11 protein-coding genes, 4 tRNA genes and 1 pseudogene are annotated in these 14,104 nt (G+C 44.4%); 6 read left to right on the top strand and 10 right to left on the bottom strand.

Features of this window, described 5'->3' with window-relative positions; translation table 11 throughout:
* Positions 1 to 94: 94 nt before the first annotated feature.
* A complete protein-coding gene (locus tag SDEN_RS02175; protein ID WP_011494868.1) occupies positions 95 to 2,542 on the top strand; it encodes a M1 family metallopeptidase in 2,448 nt (815 codons plus the stop codon).
* Positions 2,542 to 3,051: a DUF6702 family protein gene (locus SDEN_RS02170; RefSeq protein WP_011494867.1), complete on the top strand. Its 510-nt coding sequence runs from the start codon at positions 2,542 to 2,544 to the stop codon at positions 3,049 to 3,051. The genes SDEN_RS02175 and SDEN_RS02170 overlap by 1 nt, the downstream gene beginning before the upstream one ends.
* A gap of 361 nt (positions 3,052 to 3,412) precedes the next feature.
* Here the strand turns inward: SDEN_RS02170 and SDEN_RS02165 are convergent.
* From SDEN_RS02165 to SDEN_RS02150, 4 genes are all read right to left on the bottom strand, one after another.
* Positions 3,413 to 3,489, bottom strand: a tRNA-Pro gene (locus tag SDEN_RS02165).
* A 153-nt stretch (positions 3,490 to 3,642) separates the two neighbouring features.
* A tRNA-Pro gene (locus tag SDEN_RS02160) sits at positions 3,643 to 3,719 on the bottom strand.
* 129 nt (positions 3,720 to 3,848) lie between these two features.
* Positions 3,849 to 3,924: transfer RNA gene (locus tag SDEN_RS02155), tRNA-His, on the bottom strand.
* Between the two features lie 72 nt (positions 3,925 to 3,996).
* Positions 3,997 to 4,073, bottom strand: a tRNA-Arg gene (locus SDEN_RS02150).
* 218 nt (positions 4,074 to 4,291) lie between these two features.
* Here SDEN_RS02150 and SDEN_RS02145 point away from each other — a divergent pair.
* The gene (locus tag SDEN_RS02145; protein WP_011494866.1) at positions 4,292 to 6,913 is read left to right on the top strand and encodes a sensor domain-containing phosphodiesterase; all 2,622 of its coding nucleotides are present in this window, start codon (positions 4,292 to 4,294) and stop codon (positions 6,911 to 6,913) included.
* 75 nt (positions 6,914 to 6,988) lie between these two features.
* On the opposite strand, the gene rep is transcribed toward SDEN_RS02145, so the two are convergent.
* On the bottom strand, positions 6,989 to 9,001 hold the full coding sequence (gene rep / locus SDEN_RS02140) for a DNA helicase Rep (protein ID WP_011494865.1): 2,013 nt from the start codon (positions 8,999 to 9,001) through the stop codon (positions 6,989 to 6,991).
* A 158-nt stretch (positions 9,002 to 9,159) separates the two neighbouring features.
* Between rep and ubiK the strand changes: the two genes are divergently transcribed.
* Complete coding sequence (ubiK, locus tag SDEN_RS02135; RefSeq protein ID WP_011494864.1) at positions 9,160 to 9,414, top strand: ubiquinone biosynthesis accessory factor UbiK; 255 nt, start codon at positions 9,160 to 9,162, stop codon at positions 9,412 to 9,414.
* A gap of 149 nt (positions 9,415 to 9,563) precedes the next feature.
* Here ubiK and SDEN_RS02130 read toward each other — a convergent pair whose 3' ends face one another.
* Positions 9,564 to 10,703: a pyridoxal-phosphate-dependent aminotransferase family protein gene (locus SDEN_RS02130; RefSeq protein ID WP_011494863.1), complete on the bottom strand. Its 1,140-nt coding sequence runs from the start codon at positions 10,701 to 10,703 to the stop codon at positions 9,564 to 9,566.
* 542 nt (positions 10,704 to 11,245) lie between these two features.
* Between SDEN_RS02130 and SDEN_RS02125 the strand changes: the two genes are divergently transcribed.
* On the top strand, positions 11,246 to 11,500 hold the full coding sequence (locus SDEN_RS02125; protein WP_011494862.1) for a hypothetical protein: 255 nt from the start codon (positions 11,246 to 11,248) through the stop codon (positions 11,498 to 11,500).
* A gap of 92 nt (positions 11,501 to 11,592) precedes the next feature.
* On the opposite strand, the gene SDEN_RS20645 is transcribed toward SDEN_RS02125, so the two are convergent.
* The 3 genes and pseudogenes from SDEN_RS20645 to SDEN_RS21000 all read right to left on the bottom strand — a co-directional run.
* Positions 11,593 to 11,748: a hypothetical protein gene (locus SDEN_RS20645; protein ID WP_198134624.1), complete on the bottom strand. Its 156-nt coding sequence runs from the start codon at positions 11,746 to 11,748 to the stop codon at positions 11,593 to 11,595.
* A 144-nt stretch (positions 11,749 to 11,892) separates the two neighbouring features.
* A complete protein-coding gene (locus SDEN_RS20775) occupies positions 11,893 to 12,126 on the bottom strand; it encodes a hypothetical protein (protein ID WP_049762924.1) in 234 nt (77 codons plus the stop codon).
* A gap of 60 nt (positions 12,127 to 12,186) precedes the next feature.
* Positions 12,187 to 12,306: pseudogene (locus SDEN_RS21000) on the bottom strand (Abi family protein); the annotation flags it as partial.
* A 110-nt stretch (positions 12,307 to 12,416) separates the two neighbouring features.
* On the opposite strand from SDEN_RS21000, the gene SDEN_RS02115 reads away from it, so the two are divergent.
* Entirely contained in the window at positions 12,417 to 13,358 is a 942-nt protein-coding gene (locus tag SDEN_RS02115) for an IS30-like element ISSde3 family transposase (protein WP_011494504.1), read from the top strand.
* Here SDEN_RS02115 and SDEN_RS02110 read toward each other — a convergent pair.
* Positions 13,347 to 13,955 (bottom strand): Abi family protein, encoded by a 609-nt coding sequence (locus tag SDEN_RS02110; RefSeq protein ID WP_011494861.1) that lies wholly within the window; start codon positions 13,953 to 13,955, stop codon positions 13,347 to 13,349. The two genes, SDEN_RS02115 and SDEN_RS02110, sit on opposite strands and share 12 nt — an antisense overlap.
* Positions 13,956 to 14,104: the final 149 nt, after the last annotated feature.

Genomic DNA, 14,104 nt, shown 5'->3' with positions numbered 1-14,104 from the left:
AAGACGCTGCAATCCCAAAAGAAACTAGGTACAATCAGGCGCTTAAAAACTAGTCTATTCACATTTTGAGGCTACTGCCCTCTGCAGGAACACTATGCGCTTATCTTGCCAACTCTTAGCCCTACTCTCTGGGGTCATTCTGGTGCTCAACGCCCAGGCCAATCCCATATTACAAACCAAAGGGGATTTTCAAGATAAGTTCCGCCAGCTCGACGAAGACTTGCCCACAGCCAATGACTATCGCAATGCCGCAGGAGAGCCAGGCAAAGCCTATTGGCAGCAGCAAGTGGATTACCAAATTGAAGCCAGCCTAGATGAAAACTTGCGCCGCTTAAGCGCTAAGCAAGTGGTGACTTACCACAATAACTCCCCCTATGGGCTTAAGTATTTATGGCTGCAACTGGAGCAAAACCGTTTTAAAGCCGACTCCATAGGTGAACTCACTCAAACGATTGACTCTGTGGATGCCGACAGTGCACGCATGGGTGAGGTTGCAGCACAAATCAATATCCATGACTTGCGTCGGCAACAATTTTTAGCCGATACCCCCATGGGTTATCAGCTTGGTAAGATAACGGATATCAAGGGCACGCCACTTAAGTACACTGTCGTGGGTGAGCAAATGCGCATCGACCTGCCAAAGCCCTTGGCTGCAGGCGAAACCATGCAATTTAAGCTGGAATATAGCTTTAATATACTCGAAGAAGATGCCGTTGATGCCCGTTCAGGCTTTGAGCACTTCCCCGACGATAAGCGCAAAAATGGCAACGACATCTTTATGATGGCCCAGTGGTTTCCGCGCTTATCGGCTTATTCCGACTATGAGGCTTGGCACAACAAGGCCTTCTTAGGCAGCGGCGAATTTACCTTAGAATTCGGTGATTACGATGTAAAATTGACTGTGCCTAAAGATCATATCGTCGCCTCTACCGGTGAACTGCAAAACCTCACCTCGGTATTGACTCAACAACAAGCTAAGCGCCTTAAACAGGCCGAAACAGCCACTAAACCTGTGTTTATTGTCTCCCCCGATGAAGCCTTAGCTAACGAATCGAGCACTGTCAGTGGGCATAAAACCTGGCACTTTAAAGCCGAAAACGTGCGTGACTTTGCTTGGGCATCCTCTCGTAAATTTATTTGGGATGCCAAAGGCTATCAGCAAGGCGGTGACACTCAAGCCAAGGTGATGGCCATGTCTTTCTACCCCAAGGAAGGCGGTGAGCTGTGGCAGCGTTATTCCACTGAGTCTGTCATCCATACCATGCAAGTTTATTCTCGCTTCACCTTCGATTATCCTTATCCCACCGCCATCAGTGTCAATGGCCCAGTTGGCGGTATGGAATACCCCATGATTAGCTTCAACGGACCACGCACCATTTGGCATCCTGAAGATGATTCCCGCACGTATACCTTATCTGAAAAACAGTTTTTGATTGGGGTAGTGATCCACGAAGTGGGCCACAATTATTTCCCCATGATCGTCAATTCAGATGAGCGCCAATGGACCTGGATGGATGAAGGCTTAAATAGCTTCCTCGACGGTGTGGCCAGCAAAGAATGGGATCCCAAATTAGATTGGGGCCGTGAGGCACAAGATATTATCGAATACATGAAATCGGACGTCCAAGTGCCTGTGATGACCCAATCTGACAGCGTGCTTAAGCTTGGCCCTAATGCTTATACTAAGCCTGCTGTGGCGTTAAACATCTTGCGTGAAGTCATCTTAGGCCGTGAGTTGTTCGACTTTGCCTTTAAAGAATACGCCCTGCGTTGGGAAAACAAACGCCCAACCCCAGCGGACTTTTTCCGTACCATGGAAGAGGCCTCAGGGGTGGATTTAGACTGGTTCTTCCGTGGCTGGTTTTACACCACAGATCACGTGGATATTTCGCTGGATAAAATTTATAAGCTGCGTTTAGACACACTTAATCCCGATATCGATTTCAAGCGTCAGCGCCAAGACAGTTTAGCTAAACCCAGCTCTTACTTTAGCCGCAGTAACCAAGCAGAAGGTAAGCAGGCTTGGGTCGACAAGCACCCAGACAATCAAGACTTTCACGATAAACACGATAAGTTTACCGCCACCAATCAAGACAGAAATGATTATCAAGAAATGCTGGCAGAGCTTGAGCCTTGGGAACGACAAGCCCTAAAGCGCGCCATAAAAGAAGACCAAAACTATTACGTGCTGGAATTTTCTAACCTTGGCGGCTTAGTCATGCCCTTGTTGCTTGAGCTCAGCTATGAAGATGGCACTGTGACCAAAATGAATATCCCCGCTGAAATTTGGCGTAAGTCGCCGCATCATGTGAGTAAACTCATCATCACAGACAAGAACAAAGTATTAGCCTCGGTGGCGCTGGACCCTAATCAAGAAACCGCCGATGTGGACAGAGAAAACAATTTTTACCCGAGGCGCATTATTCAATCACGCATCGAAGCCTTTAAAGATGACAAAGATGATGCCAAAGATAGCCGCGATCTTATGTTCGATGTTAACGCCGAATTAGAATCCCCTGAGACCAAGGAGTTTAAGAAATAATGTTAAGACTGATGTTGAAACTCGCCTTGGTACTCATGCTCAGCACGAATGCCTTGGCCCACCAGCAGCAAGAAACCTATACCAATGTGAGCTTTAATCAGCGCAGCGCTATGCTGGAAGTGCAGCACAGATTTTATCTTCATGACGCCGAGCATGCGGCCAAGCGTCTACTTGATAAAAACAGTGACTTAATGAGTGACCCGGTCAGCCGTGAGGCATTCGCCTATTACGCCATCGCCAAGTTCGCCTTGCAAGATGAGACCAAACAAACATTGCCACTTAACTATGTAGGTACTGAGCTTGACGGTAAATACCTGTGGGTTTATCAAGAGACGCCGATCACCGATAAGATGCAGGATCTTTGGATCAAGATGAGCAGCTTGCAAGAGATTTGGCCGCTGCAAATTAACCACATCAATCTTGAAAAAGACAAGAAAGTGACCTCAGTGCGCTTGCACGCAAGCGATGCCAACCAGTGGCATAAACTCAGCTTTAATCTCGCTGATTAACTTTAGTACCCGTTAAGAGCTGAATCCCTCTCACTGGGATTGGGCTAAACGGGGAAGTCTTTAATCCTAATTGATACAACCCGAATTAATGTATGACACTCTTTAAAGTGGCTTTTTATGCTTGGTTCGCTGCTTACAGACCCTCTGCCTTATGTTACAACACCCGAAAAGCAAAAAAGCCACTCTTTCGAGTGGCTTCTTAAATGTGGTCGGCTGCTTGTATAAAGAGCTAGGATTCGAACCTCTGATTCTCTGCTCGCTCCAGCAAGCTCCATCGATAAAGAGCATCATTACTAGATTGCATTAATCTATTTATCCAAACATAAAAAAAGCCACTCTTTCGAGTGGCTTTTTTTATGTTTGGTCGGTGATAGAGGATTCGAACCTCTGACCCTCTGCTCCCAAAGCAGATGCGCTACCGGGCTGCGCTAATCACCGAGAAATCTGTTCAATTATGTAATCTTGCTGAGGGAAAGCCTCTGCTCCGCTCTTTCAAAGAGCCGTGATGCGCTACCGAGCTACGCTAATCACCGGGAAATCTTTTTTCTTTTTTAAGGAAAAAGGTTTCGACTAAAATCGAAACCAAAAATGTGGTCGGTGATAGAGGATTCGAACCTCTGACCCTCTGCTCCCAAAGCAGATGCGCTACCGGGCTGCGCTAATCACCGAGAAACTTGTATGATATTGTGAGACTTAACGGGTAAACCCTCTGCTCCACCCTTTCAAAGGGCCGTGATGCGCTATCAAACTGCGCTAATCACCGAGAAATCTTTTAAAACGAATTATGTAAGTTTGAATGGGGTGACTGATGGGGCTCGAACCCACGACAACCGGAATCACAATCCGGGACTCTACCAACTGAGCTACAATCACCACTGCTTTCAAACTGTATCACTTAAGATACTTGCTAACGTCTACCAACTTCCAGATATGCATTCAACAGAATGGTGCGCCCAGAGGGATTCGAACCTTCGGCCTCACCCTCCGGAGGGGTGCGCTCTATCCAGCTGAGCTATGGGCGCTCGCCTTGGTTAGCGCCGCATATACTAGGGTTAAAACTGCCTCGAGTCTACACTTGTTTTATCTTTTTTTAGCTGTTTGCTTAAGTTTTGACACATAGTGCTATTTTTTATACAAAAAAGAAGCCTTTAGCCTATTGGAACAAGGTAAGAAGTATGTTAAAAATGTGATCTGGGATAAAACTACTTTGGGAGCTTAAGTCTAAGTGGGAAACAAGAATATGGATGTCGCTCCCTCCTTTATATCTTCCGATATCGAGCACTTGCAAAAAAGAGTCATTCGACTAAAGCGCTTGGCGAGGAAATATAAACGGGCTGAGATCATTCAAAATGCATTATTGGAAATTTCCAATATTGCCACAAAAGCCGCGTCCTTAGATTTATTTTATCAAGGTGTGCATCTGCACCTAAAAAAACTCATCCCAGCAGATAACTTCTTTATTGCTAGTCGAGATGCCAACACAGGCCTCATTAGTTTGCCTTTTTTTGCCGATGAAAAAGACCCTCATCCCAGTGAACTTTATCCTGATGAGGAGATTTCGTCCATCATTGAACGTGGCATTACAGGGTATGTCCTTAAAACCGGGAAACCACTGCTTTGTGACACCAATAAATTTGATGAACTTATTGCCACTGGTGCCATCGATGATTTAGGCTCTCCTAGCCATCAATGGCTAGGCGTTCCCATTAAGCGAAACCATCACAGTATAGGGGTATTGGTGGTACAAAGTTACCATCCTGATATCACCTATGGCGAATTAGAGCTCGAGCTAATGGGCTTTATTTGCCATCATATTTCTGGTGTCATGGAGCGCCTGAAACATCATGAGCAACTCGAGCAAGCCATTGTAGAGCGCACCAAAGAACTCAGCCATGCCTACGAAACAGTAAAACAAGAAGTCAAAGAGCGTGTTAGAGCCGAACGACTACAAAAAGCCTTATTTGAAATAGCCGATTTGTCAGCGTCTAATGCGGACCAGAATCGATTCTATGTGCAACTCCATCAAATTATTAGTCAACTGATCCCGGCACAAAACTGTTTTATCGCTTTGATCAATAATGTAGATGCGACGCTATCCTTCCCTTTCTACGTATCCCAAATGAATTTAAGTTATCCCGCATCGAGACCCATGCAAGATGGTTTAACAGAGTACATTCTAGCCACAAAAGAACCTAAGCTTCTGAGTCAAAACGATATTAAGACATTAATAGAACAAGATGAAATCTACGCTATTGCACCTGCTTTGAACCAAACTCATGCCATGCATCAATGGATAGGCATCCCTTTATTCATTCACGGTAACATAGCCGGTGCATTAACCATTTACAGCATAAGCCAAGATCAAAACTATCAAGTCAAAGATCTCGAACTATTGAACTTTGTCTCCCATCACATCGCCAATGCCATAGAACGAAAGATGGCAGTTGAGAGCTTAAAGCGCAGTCACGATGAGCTAGAGGATAAGGTAAGCCAACGAACCCAAGCATTGGCGGAATTGAATGACAATTTGCAAGAAGAAATCATGCAAAGACGTAAGATTGAAGCTCAGCTGCAACATGATGCCAAGCACGATGGCTTAACGGGCCTGCCAAATCGTAGCTTCTTTATGGAGCGCTTATCTTATGCCATCAAGCACGGTCGCAGACATGGACATGATCAATTTGCACTCTTGTTTATCGATTTAGACAGATTTAAACAAATCAACGATACCTTTGGTCACCTCGAAGGGGATAAGTTTTTAATCGAAACTGCTAGACGCTTAAAATCCTGCATTCGAGAAAACGATGCCTTAGCTCGCTTAGGTGGTGATGAATTTGTGATTTTGCTCGATAGCATACAAGGCACCCAAGATGCACTGGATGTTAGTGATCGCATCTTGTATCAGGTGTCACAGCCCTATAAATTAGGCAAGCAAGATTTTATCTCAGGCGCCAGTATCGGCATCGCCTTTAGTGGTCATCATAAAGAGGATACCAGCGAATCCTTACTTAAATCCGCCGATGCAGCCATGTATCAGGCTAAATCTAAAGGCAAGGGCTGTTATGTCATATTTGATAGTCAAATCGATAAACAGGCAAAACAAGCCGCCGAGATGAAAAAAGCCTTTAAACGGGCACTTTTACAACAAGAAATCAATATCAGCTACGCCCCTGTGATGAATTTCAATGATTTATCTATCATCGCCTTAGAGCCACAAGCCTCTTGGAAGCATCCTGATGGCAGCCTTAAAACCCACAATCAGCTTAAATCTCTGGCTGAACAGTGCCAGTTGATCATTCATTTCGATGCCTATATTTTCGATCATCTGAACCATAATTACAGCAAATTAGTGCAGCAATTTAGCAATAAGATTTGTATCCATTTGTCCGTTTCAAGCCAGCATATTAAACATAAGCACGGCCTTAGAAACCTAAAGCGTACCCTTAAAAAGAGTCAGTTAGATCTCAGTAGCATCTGGGTGTTTTTCCACGAAAAGGCCTTCGTGCAAGACACTGAAAACCACATCAGTGCCTTTCAGCATTTATCGCAGATGGATGTGAATATCGGTATGAATGGCTATGGCACGGGTTACAGTTCACTGAGCAGCTTAAGTTTATTACCCATCAGCGCACTAAAACTCGACAGTAACATCAGCAAGCACTTAGTCAATGAACAGCAGATGCAGCTCACTAAGGCCTATCAATTAGCGGCAAGCTCGTTAGGTGTCGATATGTTTGTTGAGGGGGTGGATACAGTGCAGCAAAAACGCCAACTCAGCCAGTTAGGTTACCAGCAAGGCCAAGGTAAGACCTTCGAGAAAAAACACCTTAATTACATTAAAGTACAAAAAAGCTGCGCTTAATCGCTACAATCTACTAAGTAGCAGACCTTAAACCATGAGGGCTTCATCCGAAGCCCCTAGTTTTTCTACGTTACACTATTTCTTAAACATGTCCCGCAAATTGGCGATATGTGACTTGCCTGTCTCTTGCCTCTGTTCTTCTGTTTGTACCGGTTTACGGTTTTCCCAAATCAAATCATCTTGAGGTAGCTCAAGTAAAAAGCGGCTTGGCTCACAGCGCATGGTTTCACCGAATTGACGCCGCTCTCGGCACAAGGTAAACCATAGCTCTCTCTGGGCGCGAGTAATCCCCACATAGGCAAGACGGCGCTCTTCATCCACATTATCTTCATCTATGCTGACCTGATGAGGCAAGATACGCTCCTCAGTGCCCACCATAAACACGAAGGGATACTCCAAACCTTTAGAGGCATGCAGCGTCATCAACTGTACCTGATCGCCGCCCTCATCCTCATTATTGCGCTCCATCATGTCTCGAAGCGTCAAGCGGGTCACCACTTCAGGGAGCGTCATAGGCTCATCCAATTCATCCCCTTGCAGCATCTCTGTCACCCAGCGATATAACTCGGAAATGTTCTTCATCCGCATCTCAGCAGCTTTTGCGCTGGTGCTGGTCTCGTACAGGTAATCTTCGTAATTAATCTTACGAATTAATTGCTTGATGGCATCCACGGGCTCACCGCGAGTCGCAATTTCGCCAGTATCCACAATAAAACGGCCAAATTGATATAAGGCCGCCGTAGCTGCTGGAGCTAGATGATGATTAAGCTCCCCTTCAAAAATCGCTGAAAATAGCGAAATATGCTTCTCATTGGCAAAGCTGCCTAAGCGCTCAAGGGAGGCAGGACCTATGCCACGTTTAGGTAAGTTCACCACCCGCAAAAACGCATTGTCATCATCGGGATTAACCACAAGCTTTAGGTAAGCCATGATGTCTTTAATCTCGGCGCGAGCAAAAAATGAGGTGCCACCACTGATTTTATAGGGAATACGGTTAGTCATCAGCGCTCGCTCCAGCAAGCGAGATTGATGATTACCACGGTACAAGATGGCGTAGTCCCCAAACTTGGTCCGGCCGACAAACTTGTGGCGAACTATCTCCGCTACCACTCGCTCGGCTTCTTGCTCCTCGTTGGCGGCAATTAACACCCTAAGCGGCTCACCATAGGCAAGTTCACTGAATAAGGCTTTGTCATACACGTGAGGATTATTAGCAATTAAGATGTTAGCCGCGCGTAAGATACGCTGGCTGGAGCGATAATTTTGCTCCAACTTAATGAGTTTAAGTGCTGGGAAGTCCTTACCCAGCAGTACCAAGTTCTGCGGCTTAGCACCACGCCAAGAATAGATGGACTGATCGTCATCCCCAACCACAGTAAATCGTGAACGCTCGCCAACTAAGAGTTTTACTAACTCGTATTGGCTGGTATTGGTGTCTTGATATTCGTCCACCAGCAGGTATTGAATACGAGTCTGCCAGCGAGTGCGCACTTCTTCATTGTGCCTAAGTAACAAGGTAGGTAGCAAGATCAAATCATCGAAGTCTAAGGCGTTATAGGCCTTCATCTGCTGGGCATATTTTTGATACAAGAAGCTAAATAGCTGGCTCTGTTCATCCTTGGCAAGCTTACGAGCTTGGGCAGGGATAACCAGATCGCCCTTCCAATTAGAAATTGCACTGGCAAGGGCTTTGAGCAAGTCTTTATCACCATCAAACTCATCTTCGGTGAGATCTTTTAATAGTGCTAAGGTATCTTGGTCGTCAAATAATGAAAAACCCGCCTTTAGCCCTAATACCTTGTATTCACGCTTAATGATTTCAAGCCCTAAGGTATGAAAGGTAGAGATCCACAGGCCCCGTGCCTCTTTACGCCCCATAGATTGAGCCACACGCTCTTTCATTTCTCGGGCGGCCTTATTGGTAAAGGTTACCGCGGCGATATTTCTCGCCTTGTAGCCACATTTTTCAACCAGATAAGCAATTTTATTGATAATAACCCGCGTCTTGCCACTGCCCGCACCGGCAAGCACTAGGCATGGACCAGAGACATAATGGACGGCATCGTTTTGGGCGGGGTTAAGTTTCATTGAAAAATTGTATCCTTAAAGCGTGGGAGCTGGATCATAGCAGAAGGGCTTTGCTTAACGTAAGCTTTAATGTGCCGATAAATTTCCACTAAGGTATTGGGCTTTTTCTTGAAGGCGAGCTCGGTTACACTAATCAAAATGGCTATGGAATACAGACTATGTTTAACCCAAAGAAAATCGAAGATGTTGCCAAGCAGCTCAGTGAGAACTTACCTAGCGGACTTAAGCAGTTTGCTGGCGAATTTGAAGAGCGCAGCAAGCAAATATTGCAAAATCAGTTAATGAAGCTGGATTTTGTCTCTCGGGAAGAATTTGAAGTACAACAACACGTATTACTAAAAACCCGCGAAAAGCTAGAAGCCTTGCAGGCTCAAGTTAATGAATTAGAAAAGAAGTTAGCCGAACAAGCTTAAGCTGTATTTGGCGGGCGTCTCACCCGCCAAACACGTTTCTATCTCAGCTTGCCTATTTCAGGCGTTTTCACTGCACAATGCTAACTCTTAAATCCTAACGCTTAAATCCTAACGCTTAAAAGTTAGCGGTTAGCAGTCAGCGGCCTGTATTAGTTCATCACCTCTTCCAGCGCTTTTAAACACAAGGCCACGTTTTCACGGCGGGCGCCAAAGCCCATCAAGCCTATGCGCCACGCTTTACCCGCTAACGCCCCAAGGCCTGCACCAATTTCTAAATTGTATTCTTCGAGTAACTGAGTGCGGACTAAGGCATCATCGACGCCTTGAGGTAAATACACGGCATTGAGCTGAGGCAACCTGTGCTCCGCTGCTACGACAAACTTAAGCCCTAATTGCTCAAGCCCAGCGGCTAAGACTAGGTGCATTTTTTTATGCCTTGCCCAAGCATTCTCTAAACCTTCTAAAGCCAATAAACGAAATGCTTCATGCAAGGCATACAGTGCATTCACAGGCGCTGTATGATGGTAACTGCGCTTAAGCCCGCTGTCTTTATTACCCCAATAGCCCATGACTAAGGATTGATCTAAAAACCAGCTCTGCACTGGGGTTTTACGGCTCATGAGCTTAGCCACCGCCTTGGGCGAGAACGACACTGGCGATAAACCCGGTACACAAGACAAGCACTTCTGACTGCCAGAATAGATGGCATCTATGCCCCACTCATCCACTAAAAGCTCAACACCGCCTAATGAGGTCACCGCATCCACTATGCTAAGGCAATCATGCTCTTGGGCTAAGCGGCATAGGGTTTTGGCATCCGATAACGCCCCTGTTGAGGTTTCTGCATGAACAAAAGCTAAAAACTTTGCATCGGGATTGGCCTTAAGCGCCGCTTCCACCGCTTTTGGGCACACAGGCTCGCCCCATTCATTATCCACCACCACAGCAAGGGCGCCGACACGCTCAACATTTTGCCGCATACGCTCGCCAAATACGCCATTGCGGCACACAATCACTTTCTCGCCCGGCTCAACCAGATTCACAAAGCAGGCTTCCATCCCAGCGCTCCCTGGGGCAGAAATCGCTAAGGTCATTTCATTTTTAGTCTGAAACGCGTATTGAATTAAGCTTTTAAGCTCATCCATCATGCCGACAAACAGAGGATCTAAATGCCCTATGGTCGGCCTAGCTTGGGCAGCCAGCACTTCAGGATACACATCAGAAGGACCCGGACCCATCAAGGTACGGCGCGGCGGGGTAAATGAATTGACTGTAGGGGCTGATATCATCTGAGCTTTCCTTATGGATCTAGTTATTATCTAGTTATATAGCTGTAGGGCCGAACAAAAATAGAGTATTCACTCTTTCCTACTTCAAACTATCACACTCAAGTGGTTATTTATACGCCAAAATAGGGTGTTTTGGCACCGAGGATAAGTTTGATGACTGAGGTGGCATAACTTCATAGAAGCTGGCAGCAAGCTTTAAGACATTTAGATGTTTTTTAAATAAGCTTAATTGGCGATCTCGGCCATTGTGCTAATGTCCCGAGTGACGCCGTCAACACATCCTTGTGGGCTCGGGCGCAGCATCCCTGCTGCACACGCACTCGAGCCATTTAGCCCAATACCCTCTCATTAGCATCAGTGTCGTCTAGTACATGAGAGCTACTATAAATTCAATATAGATGCATTCATTGGTTTCACAATAACTACACCATTGACAAAGCCGTCAGTCAAGTGACTGATTTAAATCATTTATTGCGTTTGGGACTTAGTGTAAAATATCTGTTAGTTGTTACTTTGTGCTTAATATGAAAAGGAGTTTTATCATGTCTCGATTTGGAACCGCACAGTTTGGTAGTGCGCAGTTTAGTGCATATGAAACCGTAATCAGTGGCATAGAAAAATCTGAAATTATTCCTGAAGATGCTAAACGTGCAATAAAAGACTTTCTTAAGGATACATTTCATGATCTTTGGAATGAACTTCAAGATATCTTTGATCTTGAACCACCGCTGCAATTATTAGAACACTGGGAACCACTATTAGAAATGCTACAGTCTATGCTCCAAAGTGCAATTTAAGCTGGCCTCGTATCACTAACTGAGATTGACCTTATTAACAGGTTCAAGTTTTATGTTTTATGTTTTATGTTTTATGTTTTAAAGATAAAAAGTTACATAAATCTAAAAAGGTGAGGCATGCGTATTTGCGAGACGACCGTCCATCCCATGGACGGGATGTTCGAGCCCTCAGGGATGAGTTTACGGCGTGTCGACGAGTGAATGCCATGGCGAGCCAGTATGATGTGATTATCAATTGTTCTTAGCATTAAGCCATCTTATTAAAATATAAATAGGAAGACAGCACCATAAAATTATCACTCAAAATCAACACCTTGATGATAATACATGGCATGTCGACACGAATGTTTCCCCTATCAGGAATAAGCTTAGTGTTTAGTATCGAATTAAGTTTATATATCAAAAAGCAAAATTTCATGTTTCCAAAGTTCAGGAAAACCCATAGAATTTTTGAATTGCTGCGCAACTGGATACTTTTCAAATAGAGCTTGTATTTTGGGTCCTATTTTTTCCGTATATCCAAGACCACTGTAAATAATTTGCATCGCTGTAACCGTAGTATAAAGACGATTAAGCTGGTCCTCTTCTCTTTTACCTAAAGCTGGTACAGTCCGAACTAGTTTCACTTCATTACTAAGTAGGCGCTTTATTCCTGTAGGTGCATTAAGGTTACGATTAAACAGTCGATTGTGATGACCGCAATGGTTCCTTACTTCGCGAATAGAAGCCAGCCAAGACCTTAATGAAACAAACTTCTGTATATTGAATGCTTTTTTAGTAAATCGATCAAGTTTTAGGGATTGGATGCTATCTCCCGAATTCAGATAATAACTGCGACACTCTTAATTGAGGCGTAGAAGAAGCCAACTGCTGAAAGTGGTAGGCTTTATCTCGCCAAAGAAAAAAGAGTATCACTATGAGTTATCAGCAGTTGACTGAGGGAAGAAGATATCAGATTTCAGTCCTTTTAGACCAGGGTATTTCGATAGCTTTGATTGCAAAAGCTATCAATTGTCATCGTGCGACTGTCTATCGAGAACTAAAACGTTGTCATGCCCTGCAGGGTTATTGCCCTGACAGCGCTCAAGCCAGTGCGTGTAAGATGCGGCGTCATTCAGCCAAATATACCATCCCCGATACAAGAATAAACTTCGTCCGCTTCCTACTGCAACATGATTGGAGCCCAGAGCAGATTTCACGGGTGTTATCGGGCATGAACCAAGCTGTTAGTCATGAATGGATTTACCGCTTTGTGGCAAGGAATAAACGTCAAGGCGGCAAGCTATATCGCCATCTACGGCAAGGTCATAAGCGCTATCGCAGAGGTAAAAAAGAGAAAGCGCCAGCGATTAAAAATGGTACCTCTATCGACTCTAGACCTGCCATTGTTGATACTCGCGAACGTTTCGGTGATTGGGAAATCGATACCGTATTAGGCAAGCATGGGACAGGTTCAATAGTGACAATTTTAGAGCGAAAGACCCGTTTTTATTTAATAAAGAAAGTGGCCTCAAAATCTGCTGAAGATGTGACTAAAGCGACTATCGAATTATTGATGCCCTATAAGCAATATGTGCACACTATAACTGCCGATAATGGTCGTGAATTCGCTCATCATGAAGTCATAGCCAACGCGTTAGACACAACATTTTACTTTGCTCATCCGTATAGTTCTTGGGAACGTGGCGCCAATGAAAATGCCAACGGTTTATTAAGGCAGTATGTAAAAAAAGGGACTGACTTAAGGACAGTAAGCGACGCCATCATCTTATTTGCCCAGAACAGGATTAATTACAGACCTAAGAAATGTTTGAAGTTTAAGCAGCCAGCTGTTGTGTTTAAACAATTAGCCGCTTAATTTGGTGAGTGTCGCACTTCGGAGTTGAATTCGGGCTTCAGTAATATTTTCCAGTAACTTAACTACGTTACCAAACGTCATTATCTCGATGGCAACCCATGCAGGTGGAAGATCACGATAAAATGGGCAATATTGATTGTAGTACTTTTCTCTATAATGCTTGGCAAACTCTTCTTTTGAGTCCTTAAAACTATCCCTGACACGGGACACAGTTTTGATTTGATCACCATTATGACTAAAAAGGGATGAGTCTAAATACCAAAAAGGATTATTGGTTTGAGATGTAATCCATTGGTCGACGGATGAACGAACACCAACTTCAATCTTCTCTATAATTTGAAATAATGTGCTTCGTAACTCACAATCGAATTGGTATAGTAAATGGCTGTTTTCGAAAGTAGAGCCTTCGTTATAAGTTTTTGTATTGTTGTTCTTAAAGGGGATAAGGTACGCTTTGAAGCGATAGTAACTATAGCGCTTTATGATTTTTTCTGCTTCATTTTGATCTTCGATTTTCAGCCCTTGTTTAGCCAACCTCTCACAAAGCTCTTTACTTTCTTGATAGGGTTTAATGTAAGGAATAAGTGCTGGAGCCATCGACTTTTCTCTAGGCAAAAAAAAGCTCCCACTCTTATGAACCTAAGTTCTGGAGGAAGCCGTTGTTAACAACAGTTTTGCGCTTATTGACGACATTGTCAATATCTATCTTATAAAAAAGACAGAAGTTAATAGTAATCCCATGCATT

Origin of the sequence: Shewanella denitrificans OS217 (assembly GCF_000013765.1) — a bacterium.
GTDB classification, from domain to species: Bacteria; Pseudomonadota; Gammaproteobacteria; order Enterobacterales; family Shewanellaceae; genus Shewanella; species Shewanella denitrificans.
The sequence above is the reverse complement of the archived record's forward strand: the minus strand, read 5'-3'. Positions and strand labels throughout refer to the sequence as shown.